The sequence below is a fragment of the Arthrobacter sp. ISL-95 genome (assembly GCF_018613695.1).
Taxonomy (GTDB): domain Bacteria; phylum Actinomycetota; class Actinomycetes; order Actinomycetales; family Micrococcaceae; genus Arthrobacter.
In genome coordinates this window covers 22,433-41,241 of record NZ_JAGGPR010000011.1, presented here as the reverse complement: position 1 = coordinate 41,241, position 18,809 = coordinate 22,433, and the positions used below count along the sequence as shown (strand labels likewise).

Sequence of the window (18,809 nt, the reverse complement as noted above, 5' to 3'; positions counted from 1 at the left end):
GTCGTATTGGCAAAGCAGGGTCAAAAGGAGTGTTACGCCGTCAGGACGTCTCCGAGGCGGGCAAACGAGACTCCGTGATCCAGTAGCTGCGGCAAGGCCCGGGCGTAGCCGATGGCAGTACCGGCGGCCGGTCTGTTGAAATGTGAAATGACGATGTCCCCGGCCACCACCCGTCCCACTTCGGCAGCAACGGTAGCTGCCGAAAATGTCGCGCCGCCGTCGCCGTTGACCGTGAAGTTGACCGGCAACATACCGAGCCTTCGTGTCATCTCCACGGCGACGTCGTCGTAGAACGCAGTCCCTGGGCGGAAGAACCGGGCTACCTTTCCCGTGAGCTCCTGCAAAATGGCTTGGTTGCCCATCAGTTCGTCGTAGGCAGCTGCGACTGTGGCGGTTCCCTGAATGCCGTAGGCCGCCCTGCCGCTCACCGAAAGGGGCAGGTGGGCGGTGCCGTGATTGGCGAGTTCGAACAGTGGATCCGCAGCCAATTCTGCCGAGAGTGCGGGGTTGGCGTGGATCCACCGGCTGTTGATGAACAGCGTTGCCGGGACGTTGAGTCGGCGAAGTGTTTGCAGGAGCGCGTGATCACACCCTGTGCCGCCGTGACCTCCGCACGCGTCAAAGGTTAAGGCAACTTTGGTGGACGGCGAACGGTTGACCACTCCCGTAACGTGGAGTCCCCATTCTTTGGGATGCTTTCCGGCGAACTCTGCCTCGATCTGGTGCCTGGACGGGGCTGGAGAGGAGTGACCGGTGGAAGGCGGAGTCGTCGGGGCGAGGGCCGCCACGGCCTGTTCGCTGGACTTCGCAGCTATGGAAGGAGGCGGCGTGGCCGGCCCCGTTCGAGGCAACGTTGGCTTAGCCGTTCCTGCACTGGAGGCGACGGAACCAGAAGGACCGCCCCCGTCCGTACACGCTGTCAGGGCAGCAGACGCAAGGCCTGCCATTCCAAGTAGCACTGATCGCCGGCCGGCCAACGGCCGCCGCTTGGAATCCCCCATGGATGTCCTTATCTGATGGTGACTTTGTGGTTGTGATGGTGGTGTTGCCTTGGCGCCGTTTAGAAGTGCGTCAGGCAGTGGGCGGATCGCTCTACCGCAAACAGTTGCTGTGCCAGGACGGCAGCTCCCGGGGTGTGTTCCTTGATGCGATCGGCCGCTGCCAAGGTGACCGGCGACACCGCCCCAAGATAGATGGAGGCGAGGTCGGATATGTCCAGGCTGATGTCCGGCGCCTCGCCAAACGCTTCACGCACGACGGCGGCAGCAAGGCCGTCGGACTCAAGAACCCAGGTGCCGTGCGCCATTTCCAGGGAATCGCTGACTTCCAGAACCAACTTGCCGGCCACGGGGAAGCTGCGGGCCCGCAGGGCGGCAGGCGTATCCAGGATCCGGAGCCAGAGCATGTCGCGGATTTCAGAGGCGTCGATGCACCTGGGATCCGTCAGTGCCCAAGCCAGGGGATCGTCCACAGGAGCCTCGGCCCACGTCACTTCATCGATGAGATCGATGCTGCCCAGGAATCGCCACAGGTCCAGGTAAGCCGCGTTGCTTGCCGCGACGAGGTCCACGATTTCCATGGTGTACGGCTTGTGTTCCCAACCCTTGAAGCGGTAGGAAACATAGCCGTCCAAAGAGCCGGAGTGATCGTAGTGCAGCGCACAACGGACGGAGGTATCCGGTTTGCCATCGTGGCCTAGGGAACCGGAGGCGAGCAGCCGGTAGTACTCCTGCCGGTCAACGGAACCCGGGGAGAGCCGTTGGACACGTTCGAAGACGCGCGGGGCTATGTCCATCAACACCGAAGGATCGGCCACTTCAACAGTGCCTTGCGGCAGGCCCCGGAGCTGGAACCGTGGGCCGGTATCAACCTTGATGCTTCTCTCAAAGGTGGCCACACCAAAGCCAAAACGGCCATAGATGGATGCCTCGGACGCCGTGAGGGCTGCCATGGCGAGGCCATCATCCTTTGCAGCTTCCAAGTCGGCAGTGATCATTCCGCGAAGGATGCCGTTCCGCCTGTGGGTACCGCGGACAGTCACGGCCGTGACGAGGTTGGATTCAAGTTGGCGGCCAAAGCCAACGTTCAAAGCCTTGCGCATCGTGGCGTAGGTTGCCACCGGAACCTCTGCGCCAAGAGCGTGCTCAGGCACGCTGCCATTGACGTAGACACCCGTCAGCTCGCGCTGATCGCTTTGATAGGCCGCCAGGGTTTTGGCGAGGTACTCATCATCGCGCCGTTGTTGGTGAAATCCGTGCGAGACTGCCTGCACCCAGGTAATGCAGCGGCTGTAGCCCGCCTGATCTGAATCAGCTACGGCGGGGAATCGCTGGACGGTGTACTTTCCGGACGTGTTTTCATTGGGATCGGCCACGCCCTTGAGCCTAGCCAGACGCCGGAGGGCGCGCCACCATCTCGGCGGCGCGCCCTCCGGCGTCTCCTTGAATCCATAGCTGGACCCAGTAGATCCTTTGTGCCTAGTGCCCGGCCTCGTACCAGCTGGAACCAACGCCGATCTGGACATCGAGCGGGACGGACAGCTCAGCGGCGGAGCCCATCTGTTCGATGACCAGCTTCTCCACGGCCTCGCGCTCTCCCGGTGCGACTTCCAGCACGAGTTCATCGTGGACCTGAAGCAGCATGCGTGACTTGAGTCCTTGGCTGGCGAGCTCGGCCGAGACGCCCAGCATGGCGCGTTTAATGAGGTCTGCCGCTGAACCCTGGATGGGCGAGTTCAATGCGATACGTTCGGCCGCTTCGCGGGCTTGGCGGTTGGTGCTGGTCAGGTCCGGCAGGTAGCGGCGGCGGCCCTCAATGGTTGCCGTGTACCCGTCCGTCCTGGCTTGATCCACTACTCCCCGCAGATAGTCACGGACGCCGCCGAAGCGGTCGAAGTAATCCTTCATCAAGGTCCGTGCTTCATCCACGGAGATCTCCAACTGCTTTGACAAGCCGAAGGACGTCAGGCCGTACGCCAGGCCGTAGGACATTGCTTTCACCTTGGAGCGCATGGCGCTGGTGACTTCGGCCGGCTCGACGTTGAAAATGCGTGACCCCACGAAGCGGTGCAGGTCCTCGCCGTCGCGGTAAGCCTGAATCAACGCTTCGTCGCCCGAAAGGTGGGCCATGATGCGCATTTCAATCTGGGAGTAGTCGGCCGACAGCAAGCACTCGTAGCCTTCGCTGACGACGAAGATGCCGCGGACTCGACGCCCCTCCTCGCTGCGGACCGGGATGTTTTGCAGGTTGGGGTTGTTGGAGGAGATGCGGCCTGTGGCTGCAATGTTCTGCGCATACGTGGTGTGGATGCGAGCATCATCTGCAACGGACTTCTTGAGTGTTTCCACCATCTGAGCCAGCTTGGAAGACTCACGGTGCGCCATGAGTTGAACCAGGAATTCGTGGCCCGTCTTTTCCAAAAGCCCCTTCAGGGACGCGGCGTCAGTGGTGTATCCCGACTTGATCTTCTTGGTCTTGGGCAGGCCAAGTTCCTCGAAGAGCACCGACTGGAGTTGCTTGGGCGAACCAAGGTTTACCTCGTGCCCGATCGCCGCGAACGCCTGTTCCTGGGCATTCTCGATCACCTTGGTGAGGTCTGCGAGTTGCTCGTCCATCCGGTCGGTGGACACAAAGATGCCGGTCAGCTCCATTTGCGCCAGCACACGTGCCACCGGAAGTTCCAAGGTCGTCAACAGGGCGTCAGCCTTTATATCCGCAAGTTCCGTTTCGAAGTGCTTGCTGAGGGCGTGCACGACGGCGGCATGCTGGACGAGCGCTGCTGCTGCAGCCTGGTCTGTTCCACCGGAGAGGTCGAGTTCCAGCTGCCCGGACTGGGCAGTGGTTGCGGCGAGTGAGATCTTCAAGTGCACTTGGGCGAGTTCGGCGAGGTCGTAGCTGCGGCGGTCCGGTTGGATCAGGTAGCCGGAGATGGACGTGTCATCCACCACGCCTTCCAAGCCGAGGCCACGGTTGTGAAGAGCCTTGAGGGCTGACTTGAACTCGTGCAGCACCTTCGCTTCCTCGGGGTCTTTGAGCCACCGGGCCAAGACCGACTCAGCTGCAGCGTCCAGGCCCGTCAGTTCGATAAACGCCGCTCCGTTGTTCCTGACGACAGCCAGGGCACCCGCGTCTTCGCCGATGCGTCCGGGGACCATCTGCACTGCTAGCGCCGAACGCACACCGGACCCTGCTGCGAAGAAGGCCTCGAGTCCCGCGGCGTCCGTCAGGACGGAGTATTCCGGGACTTCAATGGTGTCCGGGGCCGCTCCAGCGGTGTTATCACCGTAGAGATCGAACAGCCGCGTCCGGAGCGTCCGGAACTCGAGTTCTTCGAAGAGCTCCTCGATCGCCTGGCGATCAGGACGTGGCTCGTGCAAGTCGGCCAAGGTGAGGGGGAGGTCGAGGTCCGTCAGCAGCTGGTTAAGCCTGCGGTTGCGCTTGACGTTCTCAAGGTTCTCCTTCAGTGCCCCGCCCACCTTGCCACCGATGGAGTCCAGGTTTTCCAGGATGCCTTCGAGGCCACCGTAGAGATTGATCCACTTGGCAGCGGTCTTGGGGCCAACGCCTGGAACGCCAGGAAGGTTGTCCGCAGTTTCGCCCACCAGGGCCGCGAGGTCCGAGTACAAGCCGGGCTTGACGAAGTACTTCTCCTCGATGGCCGCAGCGTCCATCCTGGGGATATTGCTCACACCCTGCTTGGGGTACAGCACAAAAACGTTGTCGTTGATGAGCTGGAACGCGTCCCTGTCGCCCGAAACAAGAAGGACTTCGAAGCCTGCAGCGTCACCTTGTGCCGCCAGTGTGGCCAGGACATCATCGGCTTCATAACCTGGCATGGCAATGGTCCTGATGCCCCAGGCTTCCATGACCTTCGCTATGAGGCCGATCTGGCCGGCAAACTCTGCGGGCGTGGCGTTCCTGCCGCCTTTGTATTCGCTGTACTCCGCCTTGCGGAACGTAGTGTCGTCCGAGACGTCAAAGGCTACGGCAACGTGGGTGGGCTTTTGGTCCTTGATCAGGTTGATCAGCATGGACGTGAACCCGTGCACGGCGTTGGTGTACTGCCCCCTGGCCGTAGAGAAATTCTCTGCAGGAAGGGCGTAGAAAGCCCGGAACGCCATGGAGTGGCCGTCCAGGACCAGCAACCTTGGCCGGCCCTCCCCTGTGGCACTGTTGGAAGCTGGGACAGAGGGGGTGGGTGCTGTAGCGATGGCAGCAGCTTGGGCCGTTGGAACCTGGTCCGGTTTGGTTGTTTCACTCACAGGTGCCAGCCTAGTTGGCATGATGGACAATTTCACGCCGAACAGGTTTGTCGACGAGCTCAATGAAGCAGGTGTTCCCGAAGAGTTCCACGATTGGCTCTCAGCGCACGGCGTAGGTGCCCTGGTGGTGAAACTGGGTATCCGGTTCACGGAATTGAGCGCGGAACGTACCGTGGCCACCATGCCGGTGGAAGGAAATACGCAAGTGGCCGGCATCCTCCACGGCGGCGCCCATGTAGTCCTCGCAGAGACCCTGGGTTCGTTCGCTGCATCGCTTCATGCCGGCCGGGGCCGCCACGCTGTGGGCATAGAGGTGGGCGCAACCCATCACCGTTCGGTTGCCAGCGGCACAGTGACGGGCACCTGTACAGCCATCCATTTGGGCGGAACCTTGGCAACTCACGAGATCGTTATTACCGATGACAAGGGCCGCCGACTCTCAACTGCCCGGATCACCAACATGATCCGGGACAACCGTCACTAGGCCTGGATCGGCCCGGCCTGGGCTTGGGGAAGCCGGTAGTGCAGTTCAGCCGCGGCCCCTCCAAGGATCTTGGAAGAGACCAACTCGAGTGGCGCCGTCGGGCCGTTGAGCGGCAGCAGCCGCTTTCCCGCGCCCAGCACCACGGGAATGATGGTGACGATCATCTCGTGGAGCAGCCCGGCATTGGCGAACTGCGCTACGAGGTGGCCTCCGCCCACCAGCCACACGTTTTTATCTCCAGCGTCCCTGAGTAAGTCCGGTGCGAACTCCCGTACATCGCCTCGGACAAAGGTGACATCTGACCCTGCCGGTGCCGAGTACTCATGGTGGGTGAAGACCCAGCACGGGGTGTCGGGATACGGCCATTTGCCTGGTTCATGTTCCATGAGCCAGCGGTAGGTGTCGCCGCCCATTGCGATGCATCCAACGCCTGCCATGAAAGCTTCGATGCTCTCATTGACGCCCTCCGCTTGGTCGAACTGCAGGAGCCAGCCAAGGTCGTCATCCGGGGAAGCGATGAAGCCATCAATGGTTGAAGCTACGTAATACTGAAAAATCGCCATGGCCCCAGACTAGGACAATGATTCAGGGGGCAGGACGGTGACCGCCCCCTAATCAGCGGCCGAAGGGGTTGGTTCCCTTGCCAAGGGAGCCCTCTTTCGGTGGAGTCCTACTCTCAGTGGAAGTCTCCGTGGCCGGTTCAGCGGGAGGTGGCGGGGTGAGGCTGGGCGCGGCGGAGTCGTCGTAGAAGAACGTCACTGTTCCGGCAACCTCAACCGTGTCCGTGATGGAGATCCGGATGGCGTCCCTGCCTTCCGCCGGCGGCATCCGCAAATACAGTGTCTGGTAGTCCCCTCCCCCGGCCACAACGTCCGGAACCGTGGGAACGCCGTCGAACAGGACGCCTCCTACCCGCACGTAGTAGCCGTCCAAGCGAACAATAGTGCCACCTGACCTGGGGCCGGACGCGCGGGCCATGCCCACCACCGGGCGCAAGTCCTCGTCCACTACGCTCAGCCCAAGCAATTGCCGCGGGCATGCTTCGCCGGGGTCTGGTTCCGCCTCGAAGACGCCGCCGGGATTGCTGCGGTACTGAGCAACAACAAATGCTGATGTGGCTGCTACCCGGAACTCAAGGCACTGCTTTTGTGGGATTCGTGGGGTCCTGGCTACGGCGACGGATGCTTGTTGCCAGTCGTCGTGGCCTCCGGTCTGCAGGGCCCGGCACACGGCGGCACCAGCCTGCCATACGGCAGCGTCCGCTGCGCCTTCGACGCTGTGCGCCAAAGCATCACATTGGAATTGCTGAAGCATGAGGTACCGCTGGCCCGGGACGGGATCATTGGCTCCGATGGGCCCGGTGGGTACCCAACTCACCACGATGGGATCCTGCGAGGGCGCCGTGGCGGTCTCTGCGGGCTCCGAAGGCCCTTCGGGTTGGTTGCCGCTGGTGGAACTGCCGGAAGGCCCGACGGCGGTGGGTTGCGCCGGGATGGCGACTTGCGGGGATGCTTCCGGTGTTGACGTGGACTGCGGTGACGTGGCCTGCCCTTCGGCAGCCTGTGCAGTGGGCGGCCCCGAAGTTGCCGGCGGTGAAGTGGCCTGTGCCGTGGAGGCCGCCGGTGGTGAACCGAAGTTCGACTCGGGCGGGAGACTGTCCGCTTTAGGAGGAAGGCACGCCGAAAGTCCCAGTAACAAGACAGGAACCAGCGCCAGTCCGATGAGCTGCTCCCGGGTACAGAACGTCATGACGGCCCCATATCTGCCGGATCAGAATCACGCAGCTATGTGTATAACTACACTGCTGATTATTCTCCCCGGAGGACCATACGGCCAGAAACAGCTACTTTGCGAAGTAGGGCACGATCAAATAGATGCCGAAGAGGACCGCTGCTGCGCAGAAAGCAAAGCAAACGTAAGCCAGGGAGCGCACCAAGACGGGCGACTTCTGCTGGGCGTCACCGGCGATGGCCGTGAGGCGAACGCCCAATGAATAGAGGACCACCAAACTCACTGCGGCCACTAGCGTTACTCCGGCCACCTGCAGCAATTCCAACCATTTCATCGCTGCACATCCTCGCTGGTGGTGGTCTTTCGGGACTTCTTCTTCTTGCGGAATCGCACGGCGTGACCGGCTTCTTCAACTTCGACGGCGTTATGGTGGCCGACGTGCGACCTGCGGGACACCACGAACATGAACACGACCGCGGCAGTGCCAACCACTGCGGCAATGATGACGCCTACGACGCCGATGCTCACCAGTAGAGCCGTCAGCGCGCCGACAATGGCCGAGGCAGGCAGCGTGAACAACCAACCCAAAGCAATCTTCCCAGCCGTGCCCCAACGAACAGATGTCCCCTTGCGGCCAAGGCCCGAGCCGATGACCGAGCCGGAGGCAACCTGAGTGGTGGAAAGGGCAAAGCCCAGGTGTGATGAGGCGAGGATGGCTGAGGCGGTGCTGGTTTCAGCAGAGAATCCCTGTGCCGGCTTAACTTCGGTGAGGCCCGAGCCCATGGTGCGGATGATGCGCCAGCCACCTGCGTAGGTACCGACGGCGATGGCAAGAGCACAGGCCGTGATGACCCAGAACTGCGGACCGCTGCCTGGAGCCTGTGTGCCACCTGCAATAAGCACCAGGGTGATGATGCCCATGGTCTTCTGGGCATCATTTGTTCCGTGAGCCAGGGCCACCAGGCTTGACGTGAAAATCTGTCCTGTGCGGAAGCCTCCACGTTTCTGCGTGAGCTTGTCACCTGTTTCGGGATCGTGCCGTGAGGTCAGGGCATAGGCGAGGCGGGTGCAGATGTACGCTACGAGTCCTGCAATGAGCGGTGCGAAGACGGCGGGGAGGATCACCTTCTGCAGCACGGTCTCAAAGTTAATGGAGTGGAAGCCGATACCCACAACTGCTGCACCGATGAGTCCGCCGAACAGGGCATGCGATGAACTGGATGGCAGGCCCTTGAGCCACGTGATCATATTCCACAGAACGGCCCCCATGAGGCCGGCAAAAATGATGTCCGGTGTGATGTGGATACCATCTGACCCTTCCCGGATCAGTCCGCCGGAGATGGTTTTGGCCACTTCCGTGGAGAGGAATGCGCCTACGAGGTTGAGCACGGCAGCCAGGGCGACAGCCGTCTTGGGCTTGATCGCTCCCGTTGCGATAGGCGTAGCCATCGCGTTGGCAGTGTCGTGAAACCCGTTGGTGAAGTCAAAGAATAGGGCCAACGCTATTACAAGCGCGACCATGAAGGTGATATCCACCTGTTGCCCAATCTGCAGAGTCGACGGCGTTCAGCAGTTTCACTTCCCCATACCTGCCATCCACAGCATAGTTCAGCAAGTGTTCAACTGACTCGGCTTGCGGTATTCACTCCGGCGGGCTTGAAACCTTAAGAATCCTACGTGTCTTACGGTAAGCGGACAAACGTGCCAACGTCCCGGTTTACCCGAGATACGACCTCACAGCCGCGAGGTCGCGACGACTAAGACCCTTGCGTGGATCAGGTGAGATGCAAAGCACACGGTCTTGCTCGTACTCGGCCCAGGATACGGCGTCGGACTCCTGGCTGAGCTGGTCATCGAGCCAAACAACCCGTTCGCTGCCGGCGGTGGCCAGATCCTTTTGGAGGGCCACCAACTTCCACCACTCAGGGCCTTCGTCCCAGCCCAGGCTGGAAAGCACTGGCCACCCTTGTCCGTTCAGGCCGATGGCCGGGCAGAGAAACTCAGGTGCGAGACCCTCCCATGTTGTCAGCCAGACAAATCGGGCGTCGGGGTGTCGGGCAAGGTCATTGAGTTCAACGACAACCTCGGGAGCAAAAGCGACATTCAGGATTCCGGCGTCAGCAAAGTTCCACTCGCTCCCCCAGTCAGTGGTTCCCATAGGGCTGAACGGGTTCACCACGCCGTCGACGTCCAGATAAACGGACACCGGCGCAATGGCGCCTTGGCTGGAATTCACGGCCGCTCCCCCTTCCCCACTGGTTGAACTTCAGCCTACGCGAGGACATTGCCGGAAAGTCGGAGCGCACGGATTCCAATGAATCAATCTCTTGACGTGCGTCATGCAAGTGATATTCTCGAAACATGGAAAAGCCCACAGTCCATTCCGCCCAAAGCGTCCGTGACATCGAGGACACCGTCCGCACCGATTTCCGGCATGCAATGTCCTACGGCGGGTATTTGGACCTTGACCACCTGCTCAGCTCCCAGCACCCCCTCAGCGAGCCGGAGCACCACGATGAATTGCTGTTCATCATCCAGCATCAGACAAGTGAACTTTGGTTGAAGCTGGTCCTGCATGAATTGCTGGAAGCGCGGCGGCTTTTCGATGCGGATAATTTGGGCAAGGCGCTCAAGTGCATCGCCAGGGTCAAGGCCATTCAGCGGACCATGACCGAGCAATGGTCCGTGCTCGGAACTCTTACACCCCGCGAATACTCCCAGTTCCGCGGTTTCCTGGGGAGCTCGTCGGGCTTCCAGTCGTATCAATACCGGGGCGTGGAATTCCTGCTGGGCAACAAGAACCGCGGGATGCTGCGTGTCTTTGAAAGCGAACCCGAGGCTCATGCCTTGCTCAGCCAGCTCCTTGAGGAGCCCACGTTGTACGACGCGTTCCTCAAAGTCCTGGCCCGCGCCGGTTACGACATCCCTGCCGACATTCTGGACCGGGACACCAGCGAGCCGTGGACCTTCCGTAAAGACCTCGTGCCGATCTTCCAGAGGATTTACGAATCGGACGACACCCCGTGGGGTCTGTACGAAGCCTGCGAGGACCTGGTGGACATCGAGGACAACTTCCAGGCCTGGCGGTTCCGCCACCTACGGACAGTCCAGCGCACCATCGGTTTCAAGGTAGGCACCGGCGGATCCTCGGGAGTGGATTTCCTGAAGCGGGCCCTGGACCTCACGTTCTTCCCTGAGCTCTACGCCGTCCGCACCGAGATCGGCAACTAACAACACCGCCCGGCCTCAGCCGCCCAACACTTCCGCAGGAGGAACAATGACCACAGCACAGCAAACCCAACGGCCAACGTCGGCCGAACTGGATGCCGCTGATCCCCTCGCTACCCAGCGTGATGCTTTCTACACGCCCGACGCCGATCAGCTCGCCTCATATTTGGACGGCAACTCGCTTGGCCGCCCGCTGAAGGTCACTTCCGCAAATCTGGCGTCCTTCGTTCACGACGCCTGGGGCAGCCGCCTCATCCGTGGGTGGGACGAGCAGTGGATGGACGAGCCCACCGTAGTGGGAGACCGCATCGGTGAAGTTGCCCTGGGGGCCGCGCCGGGACAGACCACAGTGGGTGACTCCACCTCGGTGATGCTCTATAAGATGATCCGCGCAGCCGTGGATGCCCAGCCGGGCCGCGATGAAATCATCATTGACCGCGACAACTTCCCAACCGACCGCTTCATCATTGAGGGCATCGCCAAGGAGCGCGGGGCCAGCATTAAGTGGATCGCTGCTAACCCGGCCAGCGGTGTCCGTGCCGAAGACCTGGACGGGCTGCTGGGCGAACGTACGGCAGTGGTGGTCCTCAGCCACGTGGCCTACCGCTCCGGGTTCCTGGCCGACGCCAAAGGAATCACCGCCAAGGTGCACCAGGCCGGAGCACTGATGCTGTGGGACCTGTGCCATTCCGTAGGTTCAGTGCCCATGGAACTTGACGAATGGGGCGTGGACCTCGCCGTCGGTTGCACCTACAAATACCTCAACGGCGGACCGGGCTCGCCAGCCTTCGCCTATGTCAACGCTTCCCAGCAGGATCGTTTGCAGCAGCCCATCTGGGGTTGGATGGGTGCAGACAACCCGTTCGGAATGACGGAGTCGTACAAGCCTGCGCAGGGCATGCGCAGGTTCATCACCGGAACACCTCCAGTGCTTGCCATGCAGCCAATGAAAGACATGCTGGAACTCATCGCCTCCGTGGGAATGGACGCCGTCCGTGAAAAGTCGATCAAGCTCACTGAGTACGCGATCGCCCTTTCCGAGGAGCAGCTGGTGCCCCTTGGCGCGGAAATCGTCAGCCCTCGGAATCCTGCCGAGCGCGGCTCCCACATCACCGTGGACCACCCGCACTTCGCCGATGTCACGGCCAAGCTCTGGGAAAAGGGCGTCATCCCCGACTTCCGGCCCCCGCACGGCCTGCGCATTGGCCTGTCACCCCTGAGCACAAGCTACGCCGAGGTTGAACTGGGAGTCGCAGCCATCCGTGACGCCCTCACCGAACTCCAGTGAGCCGGAAATGAGTGCCGTCCTTGACGACATGGACTCCCGTCCCGGGAGTACAACGTCATTACTGCGTACGGTCATCGGCCTCTATCTGCGTGATGCCGGTGGCTGGATGTCCACCAAGGACATAGTGACCCTTATGGAAGCCTTGGGTACGTCCGGAACGGTGACCCGGACTGCCTTGGGGCGGCTTCGCAAGAAAGACGTGGTGTTGCAGGAGTCCCGCGATGGCATACCCGGGTTCACGCTGACCGAGGGCGCCGCCACCATGCTGGCCCGCGGCGACCGCAGGATCTACAACCCCAGGAGCATGTCCGAGTCTGACCCGTGGTGCCTGATCTCCTTTTCCATCCCGGAGACAGAGCGCGAGAAACGGCATCAGTTACGGCGCAGGCTTCATTGGATCGGCTGCGGTACGGTGACCGCCGGACTCTGGATCTGCCCCGATTCGCTGCGGACGGAGGTGGAGGAGATTCTCGTCGATCTTGAGCTACGGGCCATGGTCACCATCTTTGTGACGGAAACCCCGCTGGTGGGCGGCAACCTTCAAGACGCCGCGTCCAAGTGGTGGGACCTGGAAGCGGTAGCGGAACTGCACAGGGACTTCATCCGCGAGCACGGGTTCGATAAAGGCGACAGCATAGGCCGTGGAAATGGTGCGGATGCTGCACTGCAGGCCCGTCAACAGGTGGAGCCTTCTCCTGAGGCTTTTGCTGCCTACGTGCAGTGCATCGACCGGTGGCGGATCATCCCGTACCTCGACCCCGGACTGCCGTCGGCATTCCTGCCTGCGGACTGGCCCGGGGCCGAAGGTACTGCGTTGTTCAGCCGGATAGTTGCTGCCTATGCCGAACCGAGCGGGGAGTTTGTGCGCAACACGTTGCGTGCTCCTGTTGGCTAGCTCCCGTTCCTGGCCGCGATGCCCCGCCAATACGGCTCCCCGAGCTGTTCGATGGGTGTCTTGGCAGTTTCCCGGGAGAAGAGAGCAGCTATTCCTGCAATAGCCATGCACAGGACGGCGAAGCAGGCCACGGGGAGCCACCCGTCGCTGCCTTTGCCCAGGAGCAGGCCTGCGATCAACGGAGCGAATCCGGCAACCACCAGACCCAACTGGTTGCCCAAGGCCATTCCGGAATAGCGGACAGGGGCAGCGAAGAGTTCAGCGAAGTAGGCGGGCCAGATCCCGTTGAAGCAGGAGTAGAGCAACGTCATGTTGACGAATGCGGCGGCGAAAACCAGGAGGATGTTGCCGGTGGACAGCGCCCCGAAGTAGGCGAAGATCGTCACCGAGCAACCGATGGCGGCCGTCAGGAGCAAAGGGCGCCGGCCCACCCGGTCAGAGATCCTGGCGGTCAGGGGCATCACGAACATGGACAGGCCGATTGCTACTGCATTGACGGTGAGAATCGATGCTTTGTCGAATCCGGCCGCGCCCGTGGCGTAGGAAAGGCCGAAGACCGTGAAGATGGTTTGCATGACGGACATGATGGACATGCACACCACTCGGCCCACATCTGCCGATTGAAAGCGCAGGACTTGCCGGAGCGGCATGGGCGCAACTGACGTGCGGTCCTTCGATTCTTCGAACACCGGCGTTTCATTCAAGTGGGTCCGCACCCAGTAAGCGATGGCCAACACCACGATGGAAAGCCAGAACGGTACGCGCCAGCCCCAACTCATGAGTGCATCAGTGGGAAGTGCTGCCACGGGAATGAAAACAAGCGTCGCAAGCACCATTCCCGAGGCGTATCCGGTCATGACAAAGCTGGTGAAGAACCCGCGACGACCCTCGGGAGAGTGTTCCAAGGTCAGTGTGGAAGCACCCGCCGATTCGGCGCCGGCGGAGAAGCCCTGCGCGAGGCGTCCGACCACCAGCAGGACGGGAGCCCAGACGCCGATCTGGCTGTAGATGGGCAGGAATCCGATGCCCAGGGAAGCAAGCCCCATGATGCTCAACGTGATGAGCAGAATTTTCTTCCTGCCCAGTTTGTCGCCGAAGTGGCCCATCACGAGCCCACCCACCGGACGGGCAACGTAGGCCACGCCAAAGGTTGCGAATGCACCGATGAGGCCGACGGCGGGGTCATCCGAGGGGAAGAAGAGCGGACCGAACACCAACGCTGCGGCGGAGCCGTAGATAAAGAAGTCGTAGTACTCCAGCGTGCTTCCGAGGAAGGAGGCCAGAGCTGCTTTTCGTGGGGTCTTGCGCAGCGTAGTGGGCTGCCGGGTAGTGCTTGACATGCGATTCTCCTTTGAACGGCGCAGGTTCGAAAATTCCGAAGCTAAAGCCGAAAATCAACGGCGATGACGTGCTCGCTGTTCGGGAACGAGTACTTCTTGAGCGGTTCATGCAGGGGGTGGGTGTTGTAGACCTCAATGTCTTCCACGGCATTGAAGTCGGCCACGATCGCGTAATCGAACGAGCGATCATGCTGCAGCACGTCCGCCCCGTGGGTGAGGCCCAAGAGCCCGGGAATGTTGCCTTCCATCCGGTTCAGGCCCTCGATCCACGCGGCCCTGTCCGCGGCCGGGAAATCCGGCTTGAATTTGAAAAGCACCGCGTGGCGGATCATGTCCCGGCTCCGGATTCCGTAGTTGCTCCGACACCGGCGAGTTCTGCCGAAACGTGCTCCTCCGAAACGTATTCCGCCGGTTGCCCGGCAATAGTGCGGCCTGCCAGGTACCCCATGGTCATGATGGGGCCCAACGTGGCCCCGGCCCCCGGGTAGCCGGCAGCGTAGGCATTCTCCGTGGTGTTTCCTGCGGCGAATAGTCCGGGAAGTGCTTGCCCGTCAACGTCCAGGACCCTTGCCAAACCGTCGGTGGCGACTCCCCCGTTACTGCCAAATGCGCCGTTGACGACTTCCATTGCATAGAACGGTCCTGTTTGCAACGGACCGAGGGAAGGGTTGGGCCACGGGCAGTCGTCGTCACCCCAGTACTTGTCGTAGGCGCTTTCGCCACGCCCAAAGTCAGGATCCAGTCCTTTCACTGCGTATTCATTGAAGCGCTCCACCGTGGCTTGAAGGTTATCCGCGGAGACACCTATTTTTGCGGCGAGTTCGGCCAGCGTGGGAGCTTCCACGAGGTAGTCCGGCGTCGGCTGGCCCGCGCGGTGGGCGAGGACGCCGTAGCGCTCCAGATAGCTGTGATCGAACACCACATGCGCGGGTGTGTTCAACGTCTGATTGTTGGGCGAATCCCATGACTGCAGGCACCGCGCGAGATCGTTGTAGTTTTGCGATTCGTTGGCGAAGCGGCGGCCATGGCGGTTAACCATGAGCGAGCCCGGACCTTGCCGTTCGAAGCGGAGCAGGGTTCCAACGGGTTGACCATCGCGAGTGTCGCCGGTGATGGACATCGGCGCCCACCAGGCTTCCCGGGTACCGCGGGTTTGGGCACCGACTCGTTGGGCCATCTTAAGACCATCACCCGTATTCGAAGGCGGGGAGCACATGATGTACAGCCGCGAAGCCAACAACGAGTCCGCCAGGGACTTGTCCCACTCGAAACCGCCCGTGGCAAGAACTACGCCGTCGTTGGCATGGAAAGTCTCGCCCGACTCGAGCTGGACGCCCACTACCCTGCCGCCGTCGTTCAGCAGCCGATGTCCTCGTGCACCAACCACCAACGCTGCGTCATCACGGACCAGGCTGGCCAAAAGCATTGCAACCAGTGCCTGGCCCTTGGCAACGAGGCCCTGCTCCTGCCGCTCGTTCAGTTCCTGCCAGGGGAATTTGGTAAAGGCGCCCCAGTTTTCGTATTCCTGCATAGTGAAGGGCGCCCGGCCGTCTGAGCGCACATGGACAGCGAGTTCGCCCAGTGACTCACGGATGTTGTACAACTCAGGTTCAACCGTCCTTCCACCTTCCACGGAACCGGGAAGGTCCTGCCGGTAGTCCGGAAAGTTGTCCAGGAAGATGAAACGTACGCCGCATTCGTCTTCGGTGAAGCGGAGCATGGTGTCGCCGTAGTTCAGCGCGGCGTCCAGCAGCTCTTCACGGCTCCGGCCACGTGCCACGGCGCGAATATACTTGGCAGCCGCCTCCTTGGAGTCGCTCAGTCCCGCCTCACGGGCATGGTGGTTGTCGGCTACCCACAGCATGCCGCCCGACACGGCTGACGTGCCGCCCAGCAGCTCGGTTTTTTCAAGCACGACGACTGACTTGCCGGCCCGTGCGGCCGTCGCCGCTGCCGTTAATGCCCCTGCGCCGGAACCGACAACTACGACGTCGTAGGTATCCGTCGGTCTGCCGTTAATGAATTTCATGGTGGTACCTCTCAATAAAGCAATCTGGTCGTTCAAGGAAGGTGGAGTTCCGGGGTGGTGATCCTGCTCAGACCGCCGTGTAGCCGCCGTCGATGACAAGCTCTGAACCAGTGGTGAACCGGGATTCATCGGAGGCCAGATAAAGGACCCCGTACGCGATCTCGTCCGGTTCTCCCTGCCGGGGCAGCGGGTTTCCACCCACCAGCTGCTTGTAATAGGCCTCCGGCCCGATGTCCGACTGATCTGCCGAGCGGCGGCTCATCCTGGTGTTCATCGATCCGGGGTGGATGGAGTTCACCCTGACACCGTGTACGCCATAAGCTGCCGCATCAGACTTGCTGAGGAGCCGGACGGCACCCTTGGTGGCGTGGTAGAGGGGTACATTGCGCCCGCCGGTCAACCCATGGATCGAGGAAAAGTTGATGATGCTGCCTGACTGCTGACGAATCATCCCCGGAACAACGTGCTTGGTCATGAGCCATACGCCCTTGACGTTGACATCGAAGATGAGATTGAAATCGTCCACGGTAGCGGTATGGCTGGCTCCTGGTTGGCCAATGATTCCTGCTGCATTGACCAGGACATCCGGCCTTCCCTGCTCCGCTGCCACCCTGCTGATTGTTTCGATGACACTGGCTTCATCAGTGACATCGACGTCGTACTCGGTAATGCCTGGGTGGGTTCCCGTAGCAGCCGTTCCTGCCCGGTCAAGGCTGGCGACGGTTGCTCCGTGATCGGCGAGCAGCTTGGCCGTTGCGCTGCCAAGGTCTCCCCTGCCTCCGGTGACTACGGCAATCTTGCCGGCCACTCGCCGGGCCATGGACTCTTTACCTGCCTGCGTTGCTGTTTCCACCACAACTCCTCCTGCCGCGGCATTGCGGCTGCTGAAACCTCACTTGGATGCAGGGCAGCACGGAATGGCCCACAAGGGCCGTAAAGTGTGGTGACCGGGCGAGTTGCCCTGCTTGGTTCCACTCTGCCAGCGGGGCTGTGAGTGAAACCACAGCGTTACCGATGAACGGGAATCAGATGTTTCCGTTGCTTTGCCGGAGGGCGCCCTTGAGTTCTCCGCGCCACCCCAGAGCGCGGGAGATTCCGCGCGCTGCCGTCATGAGGACCGGCACCCTGGTGGCCGGGCTTTCCTCGTTCCGTGGAACCACGACGCTGAGCGCGGCTACCACTGTGTTTGCGCGACCGAACACAGGGACTGCGATTCCACTGGATTCAGGGACGATGATGCCGGGCATGGAGGCGAAGCCGCGTTGACGGATACCCGCAAGGTGTCGCCGTAGTTCAGCGGGGTCGGTCAGTGTCACGTCTGTAAACTTTTCCAGCGTCCGGGACAGAAACAAGTCCTGGTAGTCAGGTGGCGAATAGGCCAGCAGCACCAGCCCGGAGGATGTTCCATGGACCGGCAAACGGCCGGCAACCTTGGTGATGTCCACCATGGAGTCACGGGAGCCGATGCGCTCTATGTAGAGGACTTCGTCGGAGTCCAGGATCCCCAACGTGGTGGAGTGTTGGACCACCGATTGGACGTCCTCCATGAACGGCAGGGCAGCCTCGCGGAGGCCTACCATGCGCGAACTCCTGGATACCAGCTCCCACAAACGGGTGCCGACCCGAACCTCACCGTTGGCTTCCCGTTCCAGCAGGCCTTCACCCAAGAGCTCGTCCACCAAGCGGTAGGTGGTTGTCACGGGAAGTCCAGAACGCCGGGCCAACATGGCGACGCTCATGGTGCGGTGAGCGTCGTCGAACGCTCCTACCAGGCGCACCACCCGGCGGATCACGGACTCACCTGATGAGGAGTTGGCCACCTCAGATTCCGGACTTTACGCGGGAAACGAACCGGAACCTGTCACCCCGGAATGCGCTCCGGGTCCACTCCACCGGCGCGCCGGAGGCATCCCGGGCCAGGCGATGGACCACCAGCAACGGGGCACCCATTTCAATTCCCAACAGCCTGACATCATCAGGACCAGCGAGTGCAGTTTCCACGGTGTCCTCGACGTCGGCTATCCGGATCCCGTAGACCTCAGTCAGAACGGCATAAAGGGAGCCCGCTTTGGCCAGATTGGACTTGAACCGGGGAAGCTTGCCGGGAAGCCAGGCGATCTCATGCGCCAACGGCTCCCCCTCAATCAGGCGAATGCGCTCAAGCCGGGTAACGGGCTTACCGTAGTCCACCCCTAAATGAGCTGAAACCTCCGCATCAGAACCCATGACGTTGAGGGAAAGGAGCGTGGAGTCAGGCCGCAGGCCCTGAGTGCGTGCGTCATCGGAGAATGAGGTCAGCTGCCGGACATGTGTCACTTTCGGAGGGGCCACGAACGTGCCATGGCCTTGAATGCGGCCCAGTTTTCCCTCGGCCACGAGCTCGCTGATCGCTTGCCTGACCGTGGTCCGGGAGGTGGCATACTTCTCCGCCAAAGCACGCTCGGTGGGTATGAGGGTGCCCGGATGGAGGCCCGCCATAAGCCCAAGTACCTCAGTTTTGAGGAGGTAGTACTTGGGAGTTGCTTGAGCGGCATCGCTGGACATATTGGACAT

Annotated in this window: 18 protein-coding genes; 4 read left to right on the top strand and 14 right to left on the bottom strand. The window is 61.5% G+C overall.

Going from position 1 to position 18,809, the window contains the following annotated elements; all coding sequences use genetic code 11:
* Positions 1-32 precede the first annotated feature (32 nt).
* The 3 genes from J7I86_RS15410 to polA all read right to left on the bottom strand — a co-directional run bounded on the left by J7I86_RS15410 (position 33) and on the right by polA (position 5,261).
* Positions 33-1,001: a polysaccharide deacetylase family protein gene (locus tag J7I86_RS15410; protein WP_214821197.1), complete on the bottom strand. Its 969-nt coding sequence runs from the start codon at positions 999-1,001 to the stop codon at positions 33-35.
* Positions 1,002-1,060: 59 nt separating this feature from the next.
* The gene (locus tag J7I86_RS15405) at positions 1,061-2,374 is read right to left on the bottom strand and encodes a GNAT family N-acetyltransferase (protein ID WP_214821196.1); all 1,314 of its coding nucleotides are present in this window, start codon (positions 2,372-2,374) and stop codon (positions 1,061-1,063) included.
* A 103-nt stretch (positions 2,375-2,477) separates the two neighbouring features.
* Positions 2,478-5,261, bottom strand: a complete 2,784-nt coding sequence (gene polA / locus J7I86_RS15400; RefSeq protein WP_396019892.1) for a DNA polymerase I — start codon at positions 5,259-5,261, stop codon at positions 2,478-2,480.
* 19 nt (positions 5,262-5,280) lie between these two features.
* On the opposite strand from polA, the gene J7I86_RS15395 reads away from it, so the two are divergent.
* On the top strand, positions 5,281-5,745 hold the full coding sequence (locus J7I86_RS15395; protein WP_214821192.1) for a hotdog fold thioesterase: 465 nt from the start codon (positions 5,281-5,283) through the stop codon (positions 5,743-5,745).
* Here J7I86_RS15395 and J7I86_RS15390 read toward each other — a convergent pair.
* The 5 genes from J7I86_RS15390 to J7I86_RS15370 form a co-directional block, all read right to left on the bottom strand.
* On the bottom strand, positions 5,742-6,308 hold the full coding sequence (locus J7I86_RS15390; RefSeq protein ID WP_214821190.1) for a dihydrofolate reductase family protein: 567 nt from the start codon (positions 6,306-6,308) through the stop codon (positions 5,742-5,744). The genes J7I86_RS15395 and J7I86_RS15390 overlap by 4 nt on opposite strands.
* Positions 6,309-6,360: 52 nt before the next feature.
* The gene (locus J7I86_RS15385) at positions 6,361-7,494 is read right to left on the bottom strand and encodes a hypothetical protein (RefSeq protein ID WP_214821188.1); all 1,134 of its coding nucleotides are present in this window, start codon (positions 7,492-7,494) and stop codon (positions 6,361-6,363) included.
* A 94-nt stretch (positions 7,495-7,588) separates the two neighbouring features.
* Positions 7,589-7,810 (bottom strand): hypothetical protein, encoded by a 222-nt coding sequence (locus tag J7I86_RS15380; protein WP_214821185.1) that lies wholly within the window; start codon positions 7,808-7,810, stop codon positions 7,589-7,591.
* Positions 7,807-9,012, bottom strand: coding sequence for an inorganic phosphate transporter (locus J7I86_RS15375; RefSeq protein ID WP_214821183.1), 1,206 nt, complete (start codon positions 9,010-9,012; stop codon positions 7,807-7,809). The genes J7I86_RS15380 and J7I86_RS15375 overlap by 4 nt, the downstream gene beginning before the upstream one ends.
* Positions 9,013-9,193: 181 nt before the next feature.
* Positions 9,194-9,712 carry an HAD domain-containing protein gene (locus J7I86_RS15370; protein ID WP_214821181.1) on the bottom strand — a complete coding sequence of 173 codons (519 nt, stop codon included), beginning with the start codon at positions 9,710-9,712 and terminating at the stop codon, positions 9,194-9,196.
* 125 nt (positions 9,713-9,837) lie between these two features.
* On the opposite strand from J7I86_RS15370, the gene kynA reads away from it, so the two are divergent.
* From kynA to J7I86_RS15355, 3 genes are read left to right on the top strand one after another with little or no spacing between them, the layout of a single operon-like run.
* Positions 9,838-10,707 carry a tryptophan 2,3-dioxygenase gene (gene kynA / locus J7I86_RS15365; protein ID WP_214821179.1) on the top strand — a complete coding sequence of 290 codons (870 nt, stop codon included), beginning with the start codon at positions 9,838-9,840 and terminating at the stop codon, positions 10,705-10,707.
* Positions 10,708-10,753: 46 nt separating this feature from the next.
* Positions 10,754-11,992 (top strand): kynureninase, encoded by a 1,239-nt coding sequence (gene kynU, locus J7I86_RS15360; RefSeq protein ID WP_214821177.1) that lies wholly within the window; start codon positions 10,754-10,756, stop codon positions 11,990-11,992.
* A 7-nt stretch (positions 11,993-11,999) separates the two neighbouring features.
* A complete protein-coding gene (locus tag J7I86_RS15355; RefSeq protein WP_214821175.1) occupies positions 12,000-12,887 on the top strand; it encodes a PaaX family transcriptional regulator C-terminal domain-containing protein in 888 nt (295 codons plus the stop codon).
* Here J7I86_RS15355 and J7I86_RS15350 read toward each other — a convergent pair.
* The 6 genes from J7I86_RS15350 to J7I86_RS15325 all read right to left on the bottom strand — a co-directional run bounded on the left by J7I86_RS15350 (position 12,884) and on the right by J7I86_RS15325 (position 18,809).
* On the bottom strand, positions 12,884-14,227 hold the full coding sequence (locus tag J7I86_RS15350) for an MFS transporter (protein WP_214821173.1): 1,344 nt from the start codon (positions 14,225-14,227) through the stop codon (positions 12,884-12,886). The two genes, J7I86_RS15355 and J7I86_RS15350, sit on opposite strands and share 4 nt — an antisense overlap.
* A 41-nt stretch (positions 14,228-14,268) precedes the next feature.
* Positions 14,269-14,559 (bottom strand): Dabb family protein, encoded by a 291-nt coding sequence (locus tag J7I86_RS15345; protein WP_214821172.1) that lies wholly within the window; start codon positions 14,557-14,559, stop codon positions 14,269-14,271.
* Entirely contained in the window at positions 14,556-16,256 is a 1,701-nt protein-coding gene (locus J7I86_RS15340; RefSeq protein ID WP_286179849.1) for an FAD-dependent oxidoreductase, read from the bottom strand. Before J7I86_RS15340 ends, J7I86_RS15345 begins: the two co-directional genes overlap by 4 nt.
* Before the next feature lie 67 nt (positions 16,257-16,323).
* On the bottom strand, positions 16,324-17,109 hold the full coding sequence (locus tag J7I86_RS15335; RefSeq protein ID WP_309476741.1) for an SDR family oxidoreductase: 786 nt from the start codon (positions 17,107-17,109) through the stop codon (positions 16,324-16,326).
* Between the two features lie 172 nt (positions 17,110-17,281).
* Positions 17,282-18,076: an IclR family transcriptional regulator gene (locus tag J7I86_RS15330; RefSeq protein WP_214821170.1), complete on the bottom strand. Its 795-nt coding sequence runs from the start codon at positions 18,074-18,076 to the stop codon at positions 17,282-17,284.
* A 1-nt stretch (position 18,077) separates the two neighbouring features.
* Positions 18,078-18,809 (bottom strand): GntR family transcriptional regulator, encoded by a 732-nt coding sequence (locus J7I86_RS15325; protein WP_214821169.1) that lies wholly within the window; start codon positions 18,807-18,809, stop codon positions 18,078-18,080.

Excerpts from the sequence above, each read along its gene's own strand:
- kynA (WP_214821179.1), top strand. The coding sequence starts at position 9,838 with ATGGAAAAGCCCACAGTCCATTCCGCCCAAAGCGTCCGTGACATCGAG.
- J7I86_RS15340 (WP_286179849.1), bottom strand. The coding sequence starts at position 16,256 with ATGAAATTCATTAACGGCAGACCGACGGATACCTACGACGTCGTAGTT.
- J7I86_RS15385 (WP_214821188.1), bottom strand. The coding sequence starts at position 7,494 with ATGACGTTCTGTACCCGGGAGCAGCTCATCGGACTGGCGCTGGTTCCT.
- J7I86_RS15395 (WP_214821192.1), top strand. The coding sequence starts at position 5,281 with ATGATGGACAATTTCACGCCGAACAGGTTTGTCGACGAGCTCAATGAA.
- J7I86_RS15345 (WP_214821172.1), bottom strand. The coding sequence starts at position 14,559 with ATGATCCGCCACGCGGTGCTTTTCAAATTCAAGCCGGATTTCCCGGCC.
- J7I86_RS15410 (WP_214821197.1), bottom strand. The coding sequence starts at position 1,001 with ATGGGGGATTCCAAGCGGCGGCCGTTGGCCGGCCGGCGATCAGTGCTA.
- J7I86_RS15355 (WP_214821175.1), top strand. The coding sequence starts at position 12,000 with ATGAGTGCCGTCCTTGACGACATGGACTCCCGTCCCGGGAGTACAACG.
- J7I86_RS15350 (WP_214821173.1), bottom strand. The coding sequence starts at position 14,227 with ATGTCAAGCACTACCCGGCAGCCCACTACGCTGCGCAAGACCCCACGA.
- J7I86_RS15325 (WP_214821169.1), bottom strand. The coding sequence starts at position 18,809 with ATGTCCAATATGTCCAGCGATGCCGCTCAAGCAACTCCCAAGTACTAC.
- kynU (WP_214821177.1), top strand. The coding sequence starts at position 10,754 with ATGACCACAGCACAGCAAACCCAACGGCCAACGTCGGCCGAACTGGAT.
- J7I86_RS15390 (WP_214821190.1), bottom strand. The coding sequence starts at position 6,308 with ATGGCGATTTTTCAGTATTACGTAGCTTCAACCATTGATGGCTTCATC.
- J7I86_RS15380 (WP_214821185.1), bottom strand. The coding sequence starts at position 7,810 with ATGAAATGGTTGGAATTGCTGCAGGTGGCCGGAGTAACGCTAGTGGCC.